The sequence below is a fragment of the Flavobacterium sp. FlaQc-47 genome (genome assembly GCF_044006475.1).
Classification (GTDB): domain Bacteria; phylum Bacteroidota; class Bacteroidia; order Flavobacteriales; family Flavobacteriaceae; genus Flavobacterium.
In genome coordinates this window covers 300,268-319,021 of the sequence record NZ_JBIPCQ010000004.1, presented here as the reverse complement: position 1 = coordinate 319,021, position 18,754 = coordinate 300,268, and the positions used below count along the sequence as shown (strand labels likewise).

Below are 18,754 nucleotides of genomic sequence, written 5' to 3'. Positions count from 1 at the left end.
TTTTAGATTTTAGATTTCGGATATTAGATTTTAGATAAAAAGAATTTGGCTAAAGCCTTTTGGTAAATTTAAAATATTCCTCCAGCTAAAGCTGGAGGCTATTTAATTTAAAAAAACTTAGTCCCGAACTACAATGTTATTAAGTTAAGCTTTTTTAAACACAATCCCTTTGCGATCTTAAAGCAAAGCGTAGTTCATAAAACTTTGCGAACTTTGCGTAATCCTTTGCGGACTTTGCGGTAAAATTTTCTTTGCCGAGTTACTTTCGTGGGCTTCGACTCCGCTCAGCCTGACAAGATTGTGTTTAAAATTCTTAATTTAAAGAAAAACTTAGAACCTTACTTCCTTAGCATCTCAGAACCTTAAAAAAAATTAATACTGTTCACTCGAATTAGGAAAATCACTTGACTTAACATCAGCAGCATATTGACCAATTGCTTTTGTCATTTCGTCGTATAAGTTTAGGTAACGACGCAAGAAACGCGGGCTAAATTCATTGTTCATTCCTAACATATCATGAATAACCAATACTTGTCCGTCGACGCCGCCTCCGGCACCAATACCAATAACGGGAATTGAAATACTTTTAGCAACTTGTTCTGCCAGGTGAGCAGGGATTTTTTCAAGAACAATACCAAAACAGCCAATTTTTTCTAATAATTTAGCATCTTCAATTAGTTTTTCGGCTTCCTGATCTTCTTTGGCACGAACGCTATAAGTTCCAAATTTGTAGATTGATTGAGGTGTTAAACCCAAATGTCCCATAACCGGGATTCCTGCGTTTAATATTTTTTTAATCGATTCTTTGATTTCTTTTCCACCTTCAAGTTTCACAGCGTGACCGCCGCTTTCTTTCATGATTCTGATAGCAGAACGCAATGCTTCTTTAGGATCAGACTGGTAACTTCCAAAAGGTAAATCGACCACAACTAACGCTCTTTCTACAGCACGAACTACAGATGAAGCGTGATAAATCATTTGATCTAAAGTAATAGGCAAAGTCGTTTCGTGACCCGCCATAACGTTTGATGCTGAATCGCCCACTAAAATCACATCGACTCCTGCGGTATCAACAATTTTTGCCATTGTAAAATCGTAAGCGGTAAGCATAGAGATTTTTTCTCCGTTGCTTTTCATTTCGATCAATGACTTTGTTGTGATTCTTTTATAATCTTTTTTTGCTACTGACATTTTATTTTTTTTTGAAGATGTAAAAGTATTGATTAATTATAGATTGAAATCAGCAATAGAAGAATATTTCGATGGTAAATATTTTTCCATCCTTAAATTCTATCTGAAATTCGCTGTCTTCTAATTGTATAGAGTAATTGTGTGGCGCTTTTATAGAGGCAACAATATAAGATCCGTATTTTTCGATAAATGCTTTTTCAGTTACTGAACTGTCTAATGTTGCATTTGGGTTTAGAACAAGTTTGTTGTTCTCGTTAATGAAAACTTTTGTGATTTCTGCCTGATTTTTTTGTTCATCTACAGAAGCTTCCAAGTCTTGATAATAGTAAAAAGTCTCACTTAAATAAACACCGCATTCATCACTTACAGTTGCCTTTTTAACAGGTTTCCCAAAAGTTTTTACCAGATCTTTTTGAGTCAGGTACCATGATTTAGTTTTTAAACCTTTCAGGACAAATTCTGATTTTTTAACGAAAGCAAGAATCTCTTCCGGTTTTTTATGTTTCGCTAATCCTTTGGCTACAGCCATATTCAGTTCAGTATCAGCAAGAAGTTTGGTGTCGTTTAATTGTTTGACAACTTCATAATATCTTTGGTAAGCCGGAGCTAAAGTTGCAACATCACTATTCCACGCTAATTCTACAATTCGCTCACCAACAGTTTTGCGTTCTGTAATATTATTACTATCCAGTTTATCGAAATCTTTTAATAGAGTATTGAAATCGGGTCTTTTGCCAATGAATTTTCTTAAAGTAAATTTTGCATATTCATCACTAAAATTACCACTTATATTGACCCATTCTTCCTGATTTTTGGGTAGATAATTTACAGCAACCGGATCACCAACATTTAGGATTTCCTTAATTTTAGACGTTTTATCAGGCTGGGTTCTTGCTTTTAAACCGGCAACTAAAACAAAAAGATGATTACTTCCGTAGTAATTATCGGTTCCTTCAATAATTGGGTTTTCGTTGTCACGCACTTTAATGTCGGCTGAATTTAATCTTGTGGCAACAAATTTTTCAGGAATAAAACCTTCCGTTAAATTATCTGCTTTTACTTTATACCAGCCATTTTTACTTTCGGATAATAATTGTACTTCGGCACCATATTTAAAATAGCCTGAAAATTCAGACGAAGCACTTGCCGAAGTGTACAAACGTGTATCTGAATTAAGGAAATAACGTTCTTGGGAATGCAATAAAACTGAGCAAAATAATAGTGCAATAATAAAGTGGTATTTTTTCATGTAGTATATTTTTGGAGAAATTTTTTTTCGCCACAAATTTCACGAATTTTCACTAATTAGTATTGAACTTTATACTTTGCGAATATAAATATTAGTGCAAATTAGTGCAAATTAGTGAAATTCGTGGCGAACTTTTTGACGTTTTAACAATCCGCCATATTTACGGCAATTGCAAGTCCTCCTTCAGAAGTTTCTTTGTATTTAGAATTCATATCTTTTGCAGTTTGCCACATTGTATTGATGACTTTGTCAAGTGGTACTTTTGCGTTTTTAGAATCCGTTTCAAGCGCAAGTTCTGCAGCGTTTATGGCTTTTATGGCGCCCATTGTATTTCTTTCGATACATGGAATCTGAACCAAGCCGCCAATTGGGTCGCAGGTTAAGCCAAGGTGATGTTCCATTGCGATTTCGGCAGCCATTAAAACCTGAGCAGGAGATCCGCCCATTAATTCGCAAAGTGCCGCCGCAGCCATAGATGACGAAACGCCAATTTCGGCCTGACAACCGCCCATTGCAGCAGATATTGTGGAACCTTTTTTGAAGATACTTCCAATTTCTCCGGCAACCATCAAAAATTGTTTGATTTCTTTTTCGCCTGCATCATGGTTTTCAATGACCAGATAATACATTAAAACTGCCGGAATTACACCGGCACTTCCGTTTGTAGGTGCAGTAACAACGCGCCCTAAAGAAGCATTTACTTCATTTACGGCAAGTGCAAAACAACTTACCCATTTCAGGATCTGACGAAATTTCACTTCGGTTTTTCTAATTTCTTCCAGCCACGTTTGCGGGTTCGAATAATTTGATAGACCTATTAAGTTTTGGTGCATATCAAAAGCCCTTCTGCGAACGTTTAATCCGCCCGGGAGAATTCCTCCGGTATGACAGCCAATATACATACATTCTAACATCGTGTTCCAGATTCGCATTAATTCTGAGTGAATTTCTGCTTCCGGACGCATCGATTTTTCGTTTTCATACACAATTTCCGAGATCAATTTATTCTCTGAAACCGTATAATTTAAAAGTTCAACCGCATTTTGAATCGGGAAGGGGAACGCGCATTTTATAACTTCTTTTATTTTGGCATTTATGCGTTCTTCTTTGACCACAAAACCTCCTCCAATAGAATAAAAAGTAGATTCGTATTCAGCATCATCTTCTTTATAAGCGGTGAATTTTAATCCATTTGCATGGAAGGGAAGAAACTCTTTATTGAACACAATATCCTGTAGAAAGTAAAACGGAATTTTATGTTCATTTGCCAGAATAATTTCGCTTGTATCTTCGATGTTTTTAATAATTCCGGCAATATCATCTATCGGGATATACTCAGGATCTTGTCCGCTTAGACCCAACATTACAGATAAATCAGTAGCGTGGCCTTTTCCAGTTAAAGAAAGAGATCCGTATAAATCGACTTTTACTCGTTTAATTTGGTCTAAAATTGATTCGTTTTTTAACTCTTCTAAAAAACGTTCTGCGGCTCTCCACGGTCCTAAAGTATGGGAACTTGAAGGGCCAACGCCAATTTTAAGCATATCAAAAACAGAGATACATTCTTCCATTGTGCAATATTTATTAAGACAAAGATAATTGAATAATGCAACGAACATTTATTTTCATTTGTTAATGTTGCAGTTTTGTTAAAAAAAATATTAAATTCTAATAATTTGGCAATGAAACAAATTTTATTACTTAATATGCGGTTTTGGTAAAGAGTGCGCGTTTTTTTTAGGTATTTTTGTAGTGAAGCAATCACTAAAGAATCCAATTTTATTACGTTTTTAAAATAAAGTTGGAAAATAATAACTTCTGCGATTTCATTTTAATTTAGAAAACTCTTTTTGCGGAAATTAAAAGACTACAAAGAAGATAAAATTACATTATGATAGAATTTTTCAAGCATTTTTTACAAGAATTCGAATTACCACTAAGCAACCCAGTATTAATTTTTTCGTTGATACTTTTCATTATTCTCTTGTCACCTATTTTACTCAAAAAAATAAATATTCCGGGGATAATCGGTCTTATTATTTCGGGTGTAATCATTGGACCACACGGACTTAATATTCTTGCCAAAAACTCAGCCGTTGATTTATTTTCAACAATCGGGCTTTTATACATTATGTTTATCGCCGGTTTAGAACTTGATATGAACGAGTTTAAGGCGAACCGAAATAAAAGTTTGCTCTTTGGATTTTTCACCTTTATATTTCCATTATCAATTGGGTTTCCGGTTTGTTATTATTTACTGAATTATGATTTTAATGCAAGTTTTTTAACGGCAAGTATGTTTGCGACACACACTTTAGTTGCTTATCCTATTGTAAGTAAAATGGGAATTGCTAAAAATCAGGCTGTTGCTATAACCGTAGGAGGAACTATTTTAACCGATACCGCAGTTTTAATTATTCTTGCCATTATTATGGGAAGCAGTCAGGGAAATCTTAATCAGGCTTTCTGGATAAAACTGGGCGTTTCACTGGCGATTTTTTCTGCCATTATGTTTTTGGTTATTCCAAGGATTGCAAAATGGTTCTTTAAGAAGTTAGAAAGTGAAAAACACGCACATTATATCTTTGTACTTTCGGTTGTTTTCTTCGCAGCGTTTTTAGCCGAAGTTGCAGGGGTTGAGCCTATTATTGGTGCGTTCGTTGCCGGATTGGCACTGAATCCCTTAATTCCGCATTCATCTGCTTTAATGAACAGAATTGAGTTTATCGGGAATTCATTATTTATTCCGTTTTTCCTGATTTCTGTGGGAATGCTGGTTGATATCAGCGTTATTTTAAGCGGACCAACGGCATTAATTGTAGCAGGAACTTTGAGCGTCGTGGCTATTTTCGGGAAATGGATTGCAGCGTTTTTTACCCAGATTACTTTTAAATATACCAAGACAGAACGTCAACTTATTTTTGGATTAAGCAGCGCGCACGCGGCGGCAACTTTAGCCGTAATTTTAGTGGGTTTTAAAGCCAAAATCCTTGACGAAAACATCTTAAACGGAACTATTATCTTAATATTAATTACGTGTATTGTAGCCTCTTTCGCAACTGAAAAAGCAGCCAAAAAAATTGCTATTTGCGAGGAAGAAGTTTCTCATGAAGATGCACACAGCGACCAGATTTTAGATGAGCACATTTTAATTCCGTTGGCCAAAACTTCGGCGACAGCCACATTATTGGATTTTGCGCTTTTGATAAAAGATAAAAAATCAGCTAATCCGGTGACGTTGTTAACCATTGTTCCTAATAATGATCAGGCAGAAAAGAATATTTTAAAATATAGAAAAGCAGTTGATAAATTTGTAATTCAGGGATCAGCATCTGAAGTTAAAATCAATACGATTGCCAGAATCGACCATCATCCTGCAAGCGGAATTGCCAGAACTTCAAAGGAAATAATGTCGGATATTGTGATTATTGGATGGCCGAGAAAAACAGGTTTCCTGGATAAAATTTTTGGAGAAAACGTAGATTCGATTATCAATAACGTAGATAAAAGTTTATTTATTTGTAGATTTCAAAAAACATTTATTGAGGAAAAGAGATTGGTTTTCATCTGTCCGCCATTTTCAGAAAGAGGCGTTGGATTTCATCTTTTACTACAGAAAATCTGCCGATTATCGCAGGAATTAAGTGTTCCGATTATCATTTATGCGGAATATAAAACGCATCAGACGATTCAGCAAATTGCGCTTAATTTAAAATTAAATGCAAAATTAGGTTTCAAAAGCATCATGGATTGGGAAGATTTTGAATCGATTTCAGATGAAATTAAACCAACCGATTTGATTGTTTTTAATTTATCCCGAAAAGGATCTGTTTCATACAAATCGATCTTTGATAAATTGCCACAGAAATTCGAAAAATCATTTGATGATAATAATCTGATTTTAGTGTATGCACAAGACGACCGCAAAGGCACAGCGATGGATGCATACGAGGATTTTAACGCAACGCCATTAACTAAAGGTCTTGAAGCGATTGAACAAATAGGTCGCGGTTTGGGGAATATTTTGAAGAAAAGCTAGATATAAATATTTACAGGATAATAATGACAAGAAGGTTTATTTTAATTGCATTGATATTGGTAACTTTTGCAGCAACTGCACAAAATAAAATGAAAAAAGCGGAAGAACTTATTGACAAAAAGGATCCGGGCTGGACAATTGTTCAGGATTGGATAAAAACAGCCAAAAATAAAGTAGAGATTTTGCCGGTTGATGCTGCAAAAGCAAAAGATGCCTTATATAAAACACAGGTTACAACGCGTTCGCCAATGGGTGCAATTGTTTTTATGACAGGCGGACTTTTAATTGATGATGGATGGATCAGGATTTTAGGTTCTGGAAATTCAAGGTTTAATCGTTCACTTCCGGACTGGAACAAAGGAAAATCATTTAAGGAATTTGGTGAAACGCCTTCATTTTTATTAATTGCCGATGATGCAATTGGTGGTTTTTATCTTTTAAATGGTGGCGGATTAGGAAGCGATGTAGGCAAGATTTATTATTTTTCTCCTGATAATCTGGAATATGAAGCGCTGGATATTACGTATTCTGAATTTTTGGAATTTTGTTTTAATAACAATTTAGATAAGTTTTATGAAGGAAACAGGTGGAATGGATGGCGAGAAGAAGTTTCGAAATTAAAAGGCGATGAGGTTTTTAATTTTTATCCGTTTCTATGGTCAGCCGAAGGAAGTGATATCAATAAAAGTTCCCGAAAAATAATTCCTGTTGAAGAACAATACAGTTTGAATCTGGATTTGCGAAAACAAATGAGTTCGAGTAAATAAAATCGGTCTTAAAATGGAGTAACTCATTCTAGGTTTAATGAAGATTTTGAAGAAAGAATAGTTTTTATGAAGAACGTTACCGGGATAAAAGGAAAGCCTGCATCAAAAAAAGAATGGAAATGGAAATTTTTCTATTCCTCAATTTTTATGATAGGTATTGTTTTGTTATTTTTTGAAATAGCAATTTTCAGAAAAACACTAATTAATTTATATATACCGATCTCAATTTTATTGGTCACTGGTCTTATAGGTTTTTTGATTAGTAAGAAACATCTAAAAAAAATATATTCAAATTCTGGTAATTTCATTATAATAATTCAGAATTTAGTCTCTTGGGGTTTTATTTCATGTTATCTATTTATGGCTTTAAATTATTATTTGGCAAGTCCAATTATTAAAAATTGTCAAGCAAAAATTATAGAGAAAAGTTCAATGCCAAAACCAAAAGGAAGTCGAAGTGAAAGAGCGCCATTGGTTAAATTTAACTACTTTGGTTTTGAGAAAGAACTTGTTTTTAAGTTTGAAGATACTGAACAGGTTAATTCAGCCAATAACGTGAAAGTCCGCGTAAGAAGTGGTGGACTCGGTTTCGATATTTTACAAAGCTATGATGTATTTTGAATTAAGTCTAATTTTTTAATCTATAATAATTATGAATCACAAAGCTAAATCCATCCGACCTTTTATTGGTGCCAAAGATTTTGAAATTTCAAGAAGTTTTTACCGTGATTTAGGATTTGAAGAAACTGTTTTAGAAGCTAATTTTTCTGTTTTTAAAACCGGAGAACTCGCTTTTTATCTTCAGGATTATTATGAGAAAAGCTGGAATGAAAACACCATGATTTTTCTTGAAGTCGACGACGTTGATTACTATTACAATCAGTTATTAGCTTTAAATCTAACGGAGAAATACGGCGTAAAATTAACTCCAACGCGTCATTTTGATTGGGGAAGCGAATGTTTTTTACACGATCCATCTGGTGTGTTATGGCATTTTGGGAAGTTTAAAGAATAAAGTTTTTTTCCCACGAATTGTAATAATTAGCACAAATTCTATTATGCGTATTTCAATTAGCGAAAATTCGTGAAATTCTTGGCAAAAAAAATCTGTTAAAAAAATTAAATCATAAATTTTGCTAATTGAATGGTGTTTTTTTCTCTTTGATACCAATCATTATATACTAATTCTAAATTTTCTACTGTAAATTCTCCAAAATCAAAATCTCTGAACTGCTTGACAATGTGCATCAGTTTCTCCGGTTTTTGAAGTTTTTCCTTAAATCTTAAAACCGTAGAATGCGCCGTTGCTATGGAATACCTGCTATCAATACTTTGTTGTAAAGTTGATTTTTTGAAATTCTCCCGTAGTTTTTCGCGGAAATCATTCAAAGATTCATCTGTTGGAAAACCCTGAATCATTATTGCTGAAGGCGAAGCTGTTATACCTCGAAACTCAATTTTGATTTTATCTAAATGTACCAGGCTTTGCTGAATTATGTCTATATAATCCTGAATTTTGATTTTATCCAGAGTAAAACCTTCATAACACGAAATAATCGACAATACAGTAATATGAATATCTGAATCAGGATAATAATATTGTTCCGGTTCAATCGCTTTTAATTCATCTAAAAAGGAGTGAATTTTATTTTTTAGGGTTTCGTTTGGGCGTATTAATAACGTAACTCCAAATCGTGAATCTGAAGCATCGCTAATTTGTGTGTCAAGTTTATAATTTCCCTGTAAAATAGCTTCAGACGATGTTTTATAAAGTTGATTGTAATGCTGTTTTAAATCCATTGGGAATTATTTTATGGCCTTTTTTTTAAATCTCGCAAAGATGCGAAGGCGCAAAGTTTTTTAAGTTTTGCGGTTTTACTTTTTGTTTCATTTCTTAATAGGCAATAAGTTGCAAGAAAATAAAACTTTGCGCCTCTGCGACTTTGCGTGCAAAAAAACTCAGCGCTCTTGCGAAAATCATTAAACTTTGCATTTAATTCAAATTAAGCAAGTCCTTTCGGGAATCGGTCCAGAACCAGATTCAGTTCTATATTATGTTCTAAATAGGCTTTTGCACCGGCAAGAACTAATGTAAATCCTTCGGTTGAATTTCTGACCTGATCAATTATTTTATCCGAATCTCCTTTTAAACCGGAATTGGTAATGCTTACAAAAGTTTCATTTTCATCAAGCGGACTAAAAATCCATTCGACTAAAGTCGTGTCGCCGGGATTTCCCCATTCAATCACAATTTTATGATTTTCCTGCAAAACATGAGTTGTAACGGTTAGTGAGAAACCGAACATTTCCCAAGTCCACTCGGTTATAGTGTCCTGTTCTAATTTTCCAGAACCTTTTGTAAACCAAAATTTACTGGTAATTTCCGGATCTGTAAAAGCCTGAAAAACTTCTGAAACAGGTTTTCTAATCAGCATTTCGGCTTTTGCGAAGTGGTTATTTTCTGGTTTCATGTCTTTTTATATTAGAAGTTATACGTTATAAGTTAAATGTCCAGAAGAGCAGAAGTAAATATAATTCTTATTTTTCATAATTTTTTAACTCTTAACACTTAACTCAAAACTCATAACTCAAAATTCATAGCTCTTTTTTTTTAATCCATTTTCCAACAGTTGGAGGAACGTAATTTTTCATTTGGTTTAATAAATCATCAATGTTATCGCTAACCAAAAGCATTTGTTGGTTTACATCTTTCAGTAAACCTTTTTCGACCATAACTTTAGTTAATTCTATAAGTGAATCATAGAAACCATTGATGTTTAAAATAGCAATTGGCTTTTTATGTAAACCTAATTGCGCCCATGTCAGCATTTCGAAAAGTTCTTCAAGCGTTCCAAAACCACCAGGAAGTGCAATTACACCATCGCATAATTCATCCATTTTGGTTTTTCTTTCATGCATACTTTCGACCAAAATTAATTCGGTTAAACCTAAATGCGCAATCTCTTTCGATCTTAAAAAATTCGGTAAAACTCCAATTGCTTTTCCGCCTTCGTTTAAAACTCCATCAGCAACCGCGCCCATTAAACCTACGTTTGCGCCGCCATAAACCAATTCGATATTTTGTTGAGCCAACGTTTTGCCTAATAGTGTAGCTTGTTCTTTGTAAATTTCTTCGGTTCCAAAACTTGATCCGCAAAAAACTGTTATTCTTTTCATTGTATATTGTTATATGTTATTTGTAAAGGTGAAAGGTTATTTGTCAAAGGTGAAAGGTTATCAGTTATTTGTTGAAGGTTATGAGTTATTTGATTTCTATTAAAGACATATTCTGTGCCGTTAGGCACTAAATATTGGTAGAAAAAATGAATCAGAAATAGATTAGCGTGCCGTAGGTACGCAATATGATTCCTGTGTCACACCAATGAATTTTGAATCAAAAAATCACTACCAATATTTACTACATAACGACACGTTTCAAAGCTAATTTTCAAAAATCCCAATTAATAGCATAACTCATAATTTATAATTAACCCTCTTTAATTCATATTCAAAATGAGGAATATCAATTCCGTTATTGGTAACATTCATTTCGTTTATTTTTATCGCTCCCAGTTTTTCTACTGCTTTTTGCGAACGTATATTATCTGCGCCAATATGAAAAATCACCGAATCTAAATGTTGAAAAGCGTAATCTATCAAAAGTTTTTTATTTGATTTATTGTACAAACCGCCCCAAAATTTTCTGCCAATAAAAGTAAAGCCAATAGCAACGCTTGATTTTTCAGGATTGTAATCATAGAATCTGGTGTTGCCTATAATTTCATTTGTCTTTTTATCTACAATTAAAAAGGAACTTTTTGAATCGATTGCTGCATCAAAAAAAGAGCTGAAAACTTCTATTTTATATCGGTTTTTTATTGGGTGTTGTTCCCAAATCAAGGGATCTGAAGCTACTTTATAAAGTTCGTCAAAATCACTTTCCTGCAAAGGAATTAATTTTGTGATTTCGTCTTCAAGAATTTCAGGCTGTAAATTGAATTTTGAATTTGTCATTTTTATTTTTTTGCCACTGATTAAAGTGATTAAAAAGATTTTTTCGCCACGAATTATTTCGAATTTACCATACTCTTGTCAGTTTCGACGAAGGAGAAATTACATCTAATATTGCATTATGTATTTTAAGTTAAAGGAGAACAAACCAGCGAAAAGTCGTTTAAACCCGAAAACCCGTGAGATAAGTTCGCCATTAAAATTAAATATTTTTAATTTGAACGCAAGTAACATTTTCCATTTTCACCTCATTTCCTACTTTTGTAAGCAATCCTGTTTTTGGGTTTCTTGCAAATACAACTACATTTCCTGAATTAACATTAGTTGCAATTAAAAATTTTCCGCTTTCGTCCAGGGCAAAAACTCTTGGATGATTGCCTAATGTCGATTGATACCCGATATTTTTCAGTAATCCTTTTTTGTTAATAGAAAAAATGGCAATATTATTTTCTTTCCCGCGATTGCTCGCATATAAAAACTTTCCGTCTGGCGAAACATGAATATCTGAGCTTTCGAAACCGGATGTTATAGTGTCCGGATGTGTGTTGATGCGCTGAATTTGTTTTAAAGTTCCACTATCATATTTATAAACACTTATGGATCCCGACATTTCTTCTATACAATAACCAAATTTCTGATTGGGATGAAACGTAAAATGTCTTGGTCCGGCTTCTAAATCTGTTTTTGTAAAAGGAACTTTTGTTTCCTTTAAAGGCTGTTTTTGAGTTTCATCAAAGCGATAACAGCGTATTTTATCTGCACCTAAATCGGGCATGAATAAATAATCGTTTTGAGGAGAAAATACGGTCGAATGAACATGCGCTTTAGTTTGACGTTCTTTATTGACACTTCCGTCAGAATATTGAAAATGCTGCGCCAGCGAATCAATTTTTCCGTTTTCTAATAACGGATGCACTGAAACACTTCCTTCATTATAATTGCCATTTACGAGCCATTTACCGTTTTTATGAACCGAAAGATAAACCGGATTTTCACCGCCGCTTGATTGTTTGTTTAAGAATGTCAGCGTTTTATTTTCAGGATTAAACTCAAAACTGCTCACACTTCCGCCATTTGGAACTCTTGTATCTGTGCAGGCATAAAGATATTTTCCGTTGGGTGATAATGTCAAATACGATGGATTAATCATGTCTTTTGCAGAGGTAACTTTTGTCAAATTTCCGTTTGTATCCAATTGATATACCTGAATAGATTCTGCTGCTTTATCGCGGTTATAACTTCCTAAAAAGACATAAGTATTTTGGGAAAAGATGTTGAAGCTTATCAGGAATATAAAGGCGAAAAGGGTTGTTTTTAGTTTCAAGGTTTTTTTTGTTTTATTTGTTTCGGGTTTTATTTGTTTCATGTTTATTTTGTTTCATGTTTCAAGTTTTCAGTCACAGTTTCCGGTCGCAGTTTATAGTCATAGTTTACAGTCGCAGTTTACGGTCGCAGTTTTAAATCTAAAATCTAAAATCTAAAATCTCCAATCTCCAATCTCCAATCTAAAATCTCCAATCTCCAATCTAAAATCAATTAACTCCTTTCCACCATTGTTTGAACTCTTGGTTTTCGTTTCTTAATTGAACTAATTCGCCAATCATTGGTGTTATTAACGGAATCGGATTTTCGGAAATGGCATTGAGTTCAGTTATTTTTATCAACGGTTGGTCCCAGGCGTGAAGTGCCAGTGCAAATTTTGACGAATGCACGGGAAAAACTCGTTTTGCTTTTAAATCTTTCATGGCTTTTATTACATCTTCGGGTAAATTATGAATGTATTTCCAGGCAGGATTGTATTGACCGTTATCGATAAGCGCAATGTCAAAAGGACCAAATTTATTGCCAATTTCAGCAAAATGAGTGTCGTAACCGCTGTCACCGCCTAAATACATTTTAAAGTCTTTTGTTTCCAGTACAAAAGATGTCCAGAGCGTATTACAGCGTTTGGTACTTCTGCCGGAAAAATGTCTCGACGGCGTTGTATAAAGCGTCAGGTTTTGATCTAGTTCTATTTTTTCATGCCAGTCTTTTTCTGTGATAATTGCTGTTGGGAATTCCCAAAATTCAAAATGGGAGCCTACACCAAGCGCACAAATTATTTGTTTGATTTTTGGTTTTAATTCCATTATCGTTTTATAATCTAAATGGTCATAATGATCGTGTGTGATTAATAAATAATCAATTTCCGGAATATCATCGACTGTGTAAATATCAGTTCCTTTGAATGCTTTTGTAGTTCCGTAAATAGGCGAGGCGTTACCACTAAAAACGGGATCAATTAAAAAACGTTTTCCGCTAAGCTGGATATAATAAGAAGAATGCCCAAACCAAACCAAAACATCCTGATCTAAAGTAAGTTCATGTAAATTAGTTTTGATCGAAGGAATAATGTCAGTGGGAATTTTGCGGTCTACTTTTTTAAAAAAGAATTCAGAAATAACATTAAAGTAGCTGTAACCTTCTGCAAGTTCAGGCGTAAAATGTTCATTTTCAAATCTTCCGTTTTTGTATTGAGGTGATTTTTGCAGTAATGCCAATCGTTCTCCCGAAGGTCTTTTTCCGTATCTGGGATGCGTAAAAACGTAGATAAGAAGAGCGATTATAAGAAGTAGGATGGTAATAATCATGTTGTTTTTAATTTTTAGGAATATAATTTTTTTGAATTTTCTAAAGAAATAGAAATGATATTTTGCAGCGCAACAAGATCAATATCAATAAGCTTTTTAATATAAACGCAAGCTTTTGCTGATTTATGTTTTCCTAATTGTAACAGTAATTCGTCTCTGCTTTCAGTTGGAATATTGAGATAAAGTGAAATTGATGCTTTTCTTGGAGAAAAGGCTATTAATGGCGCATCGCCTTCATGACCGCTTGCATATTTATAATGATAACTTCCGAAACCAATTATACCTGTTCCCCACATTTTGGGTTCGAAGCCTGAAATTTTCTTCATTATTTTAGCCAGTTCAAAAGCGTCATTTCTTTTTATTTCGTCATCAATAACATTTATAAAATCAGCAACACTGCTTTCGGTTTCGGTAGTTTTGTTTTTTGCCATTGTTTTTATTTTTTGTTGAGCAAATCACTTTTCAGTACGATGTTTTTGATTTTGAATTCAGAAATATAAAATAAATTAGCATCTTCATTCATTTGATTTTCTAAAATGATTAAACTGACATCGCTTTCAGGAAAATACAAATTTACAGAAGAAAACCCATCGCCTAAGCCGGTATGACCAATATATTTCACTGGTTCTTTTTCGATAACTCTAATCCCATAACCGTAACCGTCTTTTTCTTTCCCAAAGAAATTATGTTGTGATAAAGCACTTGGTTGTATCAGTAATTGATACGTTTCAGGTTTTAGAATTTTTCCTTTATGCAGATTATTATTCCAAATCGCCAAGTCCTTTACGGTAGAAATGACACCATCTCCGCCCAGAGTTTCCTCGTTAATCTGGCTTTTTTCGTCAGGTTCAAGTATGCCGTTTTTATTATTATATCCTGTCACTACATTTTGTTTTTTATCGTCAGAATAACAGAAAGTATTTTTCATATTTAATTTCCTGAAAAGCGCATCAGCTACTTCTGAATACCTTTTTTTGTTCGTAAATGCTACAATTTTTCCCAGTAAATTAAAACTGAGGTTTCCGTATTTAAAATCAGTTCCGGGTTTAAAAGCGAGCGGTTTTTGTACATCTATGATGCCGTGAGTATGATTTAAAAGTTGATGAACGGTAATGGAATCTGCCCAGGTTTGTTTAAGTTCCGGTAAGTATTTTTTAATAGGATCCTGTAAATTTATTTTCCCTTTTTCAACTTCTAGTAAAACTAAAACAGCCGCAATTAGTTTGCTGTTTGACATGATTTCAAACTGACTGTCAATTGTCAATGGTTTCTTAGATTCAAAGTTAGCAACTCCTTTTACTTTAGAATATATTGTTTTTCCGTTTTTTGAAATCAAAACAACGCCATTAAAAACAGGCAATGTATTGGTAACTAGACTATCAATTTGAGCAGAATAATTCTCTTTTTTTTGAGCAAATGAATTGCAATTCGAAAATAAAAAAAGGAAAGATAAAAGGAAGGTGATTCTGGTAGGGGAGTTCATTTAGAAGGTTTTGTTATTTTTTGTTTCAGGTTTCAGTCTCGGTTTTCAGTCTCAGTTTTCAGTCTCAGTCTCAGTCTCAGTTTTCAGTCTCGGTTTAAACTGCGACTGCGACTGAAAACTGCGACTGAAAACTAAAAAACTAAAACATCCCATTTTCATTAATAGGATCTTTTGGAATTGGCTGCCCTAAATCCCAAAGTTCGACGATTTTATCTGATTTGAATTTTAGAATATGTACTACTGCGAAACCGAGTTCTACGGGAGTTTGTTTTAAGTGAGAATGTACGGCTACTAAATTATCATCTTCAAGAATATGATGAATTTTAAAAATTTTATTTGGGTTCATTCTGGTGGATTCTTCCATGGCGAGCATTAAGGTATCTGCATCGCCTTTAAAATAGGCGTTATGATGTTTGAAATTTTCACCTACGTACAAACGAAATGCCTGGTGCGAATGCCCGTTTGCAGCGAGATTTAAAAACTCAGTAGCTATTTCTTTCCTGGTCATGATCTTACTATTTAAAAGCTAACTAAGTTATAAAATAAGTATGTAGGAAATTAAAAAAAGCATTTAATAATTTTAGATTTTTAAAGATCTAAAATCAGGGTAAGTGAAATCGTTTATTCCAGACGTTGAAACTCATAAGCACTATTATAGCTTTGTCCCGCCCAAAATAAAAACAATAGCGCTCCGGTATTGTCTAAGGCTTCATTTACAATCAAATTGTTAGTATTTGAAATTGCTATTCGGCGTTTATTGTTTTGGCATCCACCAAAAAGGTAAGGGATTCCGGTACATTTCAGGAATTTATTATCAAGATAAAACATTCCGTCTTTTTTAAGTTCGCCTTTAATTTGTTGCTTTTTTATGCTTTGATTATTTTTAAATAATTCAACGCTTATTTCTTTATCAGTAATAATTTTCAGTTCAATTTGATAGTTGACTCTTCCATTTAAAATAGAATCAATATCGTTGAATTTTACACTTTCATTTGTAATGAAGTTATACAAATTGATATGTTTTTTTAAATTATCTATATTGGAATGTTCGTTTTTTTTGTCGAATTTTTTTATCGGAGAAAAACTAAACTTTCCGTCAAACGAATGTAAATTGCCGGGATTAATTGAAGTGTAGTCGTTTTTGAAATTTTTAGTAGAAAATGAAGCACAATTTAATAATGAAATAGAAATCAATAAAATAAGAAATATTCTAAAGGTACTTTTCATAATAAGAGCTTTATTTGGTTCAAACAATTACAAATTTACGGACTGATTATTTTAAGCAACTATAAAATTGACTATCGCTTCAGAATGTATTTTAGCAGTATCAAAAACCGGAACCGAAAAATTAGATTGATCGATTAGCAACGGAATTTCGGTACAGCCTAAAATAATTCCTTCGGCGCCTTTTTCAATAAGTTCGTTGGCAATTTTAATATAATTCTGTTTCGATTCGGGATTTATAATTCCTCTTCCCAATTCTTCTTTCAATACATATTGTATATAATCTCTAGTTTCCTGTTTTTCGGGAATCAATACATTTAGTCCAAAACTTTTAAGGCGGTCTTTATAAAAATCCATTTCCATAGAAAACGAAGTTCCTAAAAGTCCAATTGTAGTAATTTTTTCTTTTATTATGGCTTTTGCGGTTTCTGTACCAATATGAATTAATGGTAATCCAATCGCTTTTTCAATTTCATCGGCATACATATGCGCAGTATTGGCGCATAAAACTATGGCATCGACGCCACTTTTCTTTAAACTCAAACATGCATTAAGTAGTAATTCATAGGAGTTCGTCCAGGTTTTTTCCTGGATATCACCAAAGTTTAAGGAGTAAATCAGGCATTCTGCAAATTGCAGTCCGCCTAGTTTTTTATTAACGCCTTCGTTAATTAATTTGTAATAATCAATTGTCGAAACCCAGCTGATTCCGCCTACAAGTCCAATTTTTTTCATGTTTTTATTCCGTTTAAAATGCTGTTATTCTTCTGATGTAACTATTTTTTTAGCGAAATAAGCCATTGGAAGATAAGCAAATACAAGATCAATAACATTGTACCAAATTGGCGAAGGCAGTGTGCAGACATTCACGATTCCACCCAATAGAAAGAAAGCACCAATTACGAGCGCTAATCTCATTTTGTTATTTGCCGCGATTAAAGCTGTTGTTGCTGCGCCGGCAAAAGTTCCCAGTGCATGTGCCACAAATGGGAAAATAAAATGTTTAGGTTCAAATAAATGCATGGTGGCTTTCAATCCTTCCATTGTAGTGACATCTGCACCGTGAGGAGCCGGAATAACAGAGCTGCTCATTAATAGGATAGACATATTAGCAATACTTCCTACGAAAAGACCAATGATTACGGCAAGTGTATTTTTGAAAACGGGATTCATAAACTTATTTTTTATTGAACGAATTTATGAAAATTAAAGATGTTATTTTGCCGAAAGCCTTTTTAATTAAAAGACTGCCTGAATTCCAGAGGAGAAATGTTGGTTTTGGTCTTGAATAATTTACTGAAGGATTGCTGATGTTCAAAGCCTAATTCAAAGGCAATTTCACTTATGGATAAGTTTGTTGTCGTTAGTTTTTCTTTGGCTTTTTCAATCAATTTATCATGAATATGCTGTTGTGTGCTTTGACCGGTTAATGATTTCAATAATCCGCTTAAATAATTAGGCGTAATATTTAAGTTTTCGGCAATATAATGCACCGTTGGTAAACCGTTTTTGGTCAGGGAATCATTTGCAAAATAATGGTCAAGTAATTGCTCTAATTTTGCGAGAATTTGATGGTTGCTTATTTTTCGGGTAATAAATTGTCTATTATAAAAACGTTCTGCATAAGTCAGTAATAATTCGATTTGGGCAATAATAACATCCTGACTGAATTTATCAATATTCGACTGATATTCCTGCTGAATGTTTTTCATGAGATTAATAATCATTTTTTCTTCTTTATCCGAAAGATGTAAAGCCTCATAAACCGAATAACCAAAATACTCGTATTGCTTGATTTTTTTAGCAAGCGGCGTATTCCATAAAAAATCAGGATGGACTAATAATGACCATCCTGTATGTTGAAGTTCTGAATTTCCTTCGATAGAAAAAACCTGACCCGGCGAAATAAACATCAAAACCCCTTCCTTAAAATCATATTCCTGCTGACCGTATTTCATTTTAGCGTTTGCATTTCGTTTCAATGCAATCGAGTAAAAATCAAGCATTAAGCTTTTAGGTTCATTTTCGTTCAGATACTTTAAATCTTCAAAGTTATAAACGCTCACTAAGGGATGTTCCGGCTTGGGCAAATTTCTAAATTCATGAAATTCGCTGATACTTTTTATTCGAACAGGTTGATTATTTGCCATAGTCTAAGGT

At 33.6% G+C, this 18,754-nt stretch carries 20 protein-coding genes; 4 read left to right on the top strand and 16 right to left on the bottom strand.

Annotated elements, in window-relative coordinates; genetic code table 11:
• Positions 1–372 precede the first annotated feature (372 nt).
• The 3 genes from panB to ACHRVX_RS14620 all read right to left on the bottom strand — a co-directional run bounded on the left by panB (position 373) and on the right by ACHRVX_RS14620 (position 4,011).
• Positions 373–1,191: a 3-methyl-2-oxobutanoate hydroxymethyltransferase gene (gene panB / locus ACHRVX_RS14630; protein ID WP_395333460.1), complete on the bottom strand. Its 819-nt coding sequence runs from the start codon at positions 1,189–1,191 to the stop codon at positions 373–375.
• Between the two features lie 49 nt (positions 1,192–1,240).
• Entirely contained in the window at positions 1,241–2,440 is a 1,200-nt protein-coding gene (locus tag ACHRVX_RS14625) for an SH3 domain-containing protein (protein WP_395333459.1), read from the bottom strand.
• Between the two features lie 143 nt (positions 2,441–2,583).
• Positions 2,584–4,011: an L-serine ammonia-lyase gene (locus tag ACHRVX_RS14620; protein WP_395333457.1), complete on the bottom strand. Its 1,428-nt coding sequence runs from the start codon at positions 4,009–4,011 to the stop codon at positions 2,584–2,586.
• Positions 4,012–4,331: 320 nt separating this feature from the next.
• Between ACHRVX_RS14620 and ACHRVX_RS14615 the strand changes: the two genes are divergently transcribed.
• The 4 genes from ACHRVX_RS14615 to ACHRVX_RS14600 all read left to right on the top strand — a co-directional run bounded on the left by ACHRVX_RS14615 (position 4,332) and on the right by ACHRVX_RS14600 (position 8,261).
• On the top strand, positions 4,332–6,479 hold the full coding sequence (locus ACHRVX_RS14615; RefSeq protein WP_395333455.1) for a cation:proton antiporter: 2,148 nt from the start codon (positions 4,332–4,334) through the stop codon (positions 6,477–6,479).
• Between the two features lie 23 nt (positions 6,480–6,502).
• A complete protein-coding gene (locus tag ACHRVX_RS14610; protein WP_395333453.1) occupies positions 6,503–7,246 on the top strand; it encodes a DUF2625 domain-containing protein in 744 nt (247 codons plus the stop codon).
• Between the two features lie 66 nt (positions 7,247–7,312).
• Positions 7,313–7,867: a hypothetical protein gene (locus ACHRVX_RS14605; RefSeq protein ID WP_395333450.1), complete on the top strand. Its 555-nt coding sequence runs from the start codon at positions 7,313–7,315 to the stop codon at positions 7,865–7,867.
• Positions 7,868–7,898: 31 nt separating this feature from the next.
• The gene (locus tag ACHRVX_RS14600) at positions 7,899–8,261 is read left to right on the top strand and encodes a VOC family protein (RefSeq protein ID WP_395333448.1); all 363 of its coding nucleotides are present in this window, start codon (positions 7,899–7,901) and stop codon (positions 8,259–8,261) included.
• Positions 8,262–8,365: 104 nt separating this feature from the next.
• On the opposite strand, the gene ACHRVX_RS14595 is transcribed toward ACHRVX_RS14600, so the two are convergent.
• The 13 genes from ACHRVX_RS14595 to ACHRVX_RS14535 form a co-directional block, all read right to left on the bottom strand.
• Positions 8,366–9,046, bottom strand: coding sequence for a 2'-5' RNA ligase family protein (locus ACHRVX_RS14595; RefSeq protein WP_395333446.1), 681 nt, complete (start codon positions 9,044–9,046; stop codon positions 8,366–8,368).
• A gap of 203 nt (positions 9,047–9,249) precedes the next feature.
• Positions 9,250–9,717 carry an SRPBCC family protein gene (locus ACHRVX_RS14590; RefSeq protein ID WP_395333444.1) on the bottom strand — a complete coding sequence of 156 codons (468 nt, stop codon included), beginning with the start codon at positions 9,715–9,717 and terminating at the stop codon, positions 9,250–9,252.
• 124 nt (positions 9,718–9,841) lie between these two features.
• Entirely contained in the window at positions 9,842–10,423 is a 582-nt protein-coding gene (locus ACHRVX_RS14585) for a TIGR00730 family Rossman fold protein (protein ID WP_395333442.1), read from the bottom strand.
• Between the two features lie 297 nt (positions 10,424–10,720).
• Complete coding sequence (locus ACHRVX_RS14580) at positions 10,721–11,260, bottom strand: GNAT family N-acetyltransferase (RefSeq protein WP_395333440.1); 540 nt, start codon at positions 11,258–11,260, stop codon at positions 10,721–10,723.
• A 199-nt stretch (positions 11,261–11,459) separates the two neighbouring features.
• Positions 11,460–12,623, bottom strand: coding sequence for a lactonase family protein (locus tag ACHRVX_RS14575; RefSeq protein WP_395333438.1), 1,164 nt, complete (start codon positions 12,621–12,623; stop codon positions 11,460–11,462).
• Between the two features lie 166 nt (positions 12,624–12,789).
• On the bottom strand, positions 12,790–13,887 hold the full coding sequence (locus ACHRVX_RS14570; protein WP_395333436.1) for an MBL fold metallo-hydrolase: 1,098 nt from the start codon (positions 13,885–13,887) through the stop codon (positions 12,790–12,792).
• 14 nt (positions 13,888–13,901) lie between these two features.
• Positions 13,902–14,318 (bottom strand): DUF1801 domain-containing protein, encoded by a 417-nt coding sequence (locus ACHRVX_RS14565; RefSeq protein ID WP_395333434.1) that lies wholly within the window; start codon positions 14,316–14,318, stop codon positions 13,902–13,904.
• A gap of 5 nt (positions 14,319–14,323) precedes the next feature.
• Positions 14,324–15,370: a serine hydrolase domain-containing protein gene (locus ACHRVX_RS14560; protein WP_395333432.1), complete on the bottom strand. Its 1,047-nt coding sequence runs from the start codon at positions 15,368–15,370 to the stop codon at positions 14,324–14,326.
• A gap of 139 nt (positions 15,371–15,509) precedes the next feature.
• Positions 15,510–15,878, bottom strand: coding sequence for a nuclear transport factor 2 family protein (locus tag ACHRVX_RS14555; protein ID WP_395333430.1), 369 nt, complete (start codon positions 15,876–15,878; stop codon positions 15,510–15,512).
• 113 nt (positions 15,879–15,991) lie between these two features.
• Complete coding sequence (locus ACHRVX_RS14550; protein ID WP_395333429.1) at positions 15,992–16,597, bottom strand: hypothetical protein; 606 nt, start codon at positions 16,595–16,597, stop codon at positions 15,992–15,994.
• A 51-nt stretch (positions 16,598–16,648) separates the two neighbouring features.
• Positions 16,649–17,329: an aspartate/glutamate racemase family protein gene (locus ACHRVX_RS14545; RefSeq protein WP_395333427.1), complete on the bottom strand. Its 681-nt coding sequence runs from the start codon at positions 17,327–17,329 to the stop codon at positions 16,649–16,651.
• Between the two features lie 24 nt (positions 17,330–17,353).
• Positions 17,354–17,767: a hypothetical protein gene (locus tag ACHRVX_RS14540; RefSeq protein ID WP_395333425.1), complete on the bottom strand. Its 414-nt coding sequence runs from the start codon at positions 17,765–17,767 to the stop codon at positions 17,354–17,356.
• A gap of 62 nt (positions 17,768–17,829) precedes the next feature.
• Positions 17,830–18,744: a helix-turn-helix domain-containing protein gene (locus ACHRVX_RS14535; protein ID WP_395333423.1), complete on the bottom strand. Its 915-nt coding sequence runs from the start codon at positions 18,742–18,744 to the stop codon at positions 17,830–17,832.
• Between the last annotated feature and the right edge of the window lie 10 nt (positions 18,745–18,754).

Bases quoted from the DNA above. Each gene is read 5' to 3' on its own strand.
- ACHRVX_RS14545 (WP_395333427.1), bottom strand. From the start codon at position 17,329: ATGAAAAAAATTGGACTTGTAGGCGGAATCAGCTGGGTTTCGACAATT.
- panB (WP_395333460.1), bottom strand. From the start codon at position 1,191: ATGTCAGTAGCAAAAAAAGATTATAAAAGAATCACAACAAAGTCATTG.
- ACHRVX_RS14570 (WP_395333436.1), bottom strand. From the start codon at position 13,887: ATGATTATTACCATCCTACTTCTTATAATCGCTCTTCTTATCTACGTT.
- ACHRVX_RS14550 (WP_395333429.1), bottom strand. From the start codon at position 16,597: ATGAAAAGTACCTTTAGAATATTTCTTATTTTATTGATTTCTATTTCA.
- ACHRVX_RS14620 (WP_395333457.1), bottom strand. From the start codon at position 4,011: ATGGAAGAATGTATCTCTGTTTTTGATATGCTTAAAATTGGCGTTGGC.
- ACHRVX_RS14555 (WP_395333430.1), bottom strand. From the start codon at position 15,878: ATGACCAGGAAAGAAATAGCTACTGAGTTTTTAAATCTCGCTGCAAAC.
- ACHRVX_RS14625 (WP_395333459.1), bottom strand. From the start codon at position 2,440: ATGAAAAAATACCACTTTATTATTGCACTATTATTTTGCTCAGTTTTA.
- ACHRVX_RS14565 (WP_395333434.1), bottom strand. From the start codon at position 14,318: ATGGCAAAAAACAAAACTACCGAAACCGAAAGCAGTGTTGCTGATTTT.
- ACHRVX_RS14590 (WP_395333444.1), bottom strand. From the start codon at position 9,717: ATGAAACCAGAAAATAACCACTTCGCAAAAGCCGAAATGCTGATTAGA.
- ACHRVX_RS14560 (WP_395333432.1), bottom strand. From the start codon at position 15,370: ATGAACTCCCCTACCAGAATCACCTTCCTTTTATCTTTCCTTTTTTTA.
- ACHRVX_RS14615 (WP_395333455.1), top strand. From the start codon at position 4,332: ATGATAGAATTTTTCAAGCATTTTTTACAAGAATTCGAATTACCACTA.
- ACHRVX_RS14540 (WP_395333425.1), bottom strand. From the start codon at position 17,767: ATGAATCCCGTTTTCAAAAATACACTTGCCGTAATCATTGGTCTTTTC.
- ACHRVX_RS14585 (WP_395333442.1), bottom strand. From the start codon at position 10,423: ATGAAAAGAATAACAGTTTTTTGCGGATCAAGTTTTGGAACCGAAGAA.
- ACHRVX_RS14605 (WP_395333450.1), top strand. From the start codon at position 7,313: ATGAAGAACGTTACCGGGATAAAAGGAAAGCCTGCATCAAAAAAAGAA.
- ACHRVX_RS14600 (WP_395333448.1), top strand. From the start codon at position 7,899: ATGAATCACAAAGCTAAATCCATCCGACCTTTTATTGGTGCCAAAGAT.
- ACHRVX_RS14595 (WP_395333446.1), bottom strand. From the start codon at position 9,046: ATGGATTTAAAACAGCATTACAATCAACTTTATAAAACATCGTCTGAA.
- ACHRVX_RS14580 (WP_395333440.1), bottom strand. From the start codon at position 11,260: ATGACAAATTCAAAATTCAATTTACAGCCTGAAATTCTTGAAGACGAA.
- ACHRVX_RS14575 (WP_395333438.1), bottom strand. From the start codon at position 12,623: ATGAAACAAATAAAACCCGAAACAAATAAAACAAAAAAAACCTTGAAA.
- ACHRVX_RS14535 (WP_395333423.1), bottom strand. From the start codon at position 18,744: ATGGCAAATAATCAACCTGTTCGAATAAAAAGTATCAGCGAATTTCAT.
- ACHRVX_RS14610 (WP_395333453.1), top strand. From the start codon at position 6,503: ATGACAAGAAGGTTTATTTTAATTGCATTGATATTGGTAACTTTTGCA.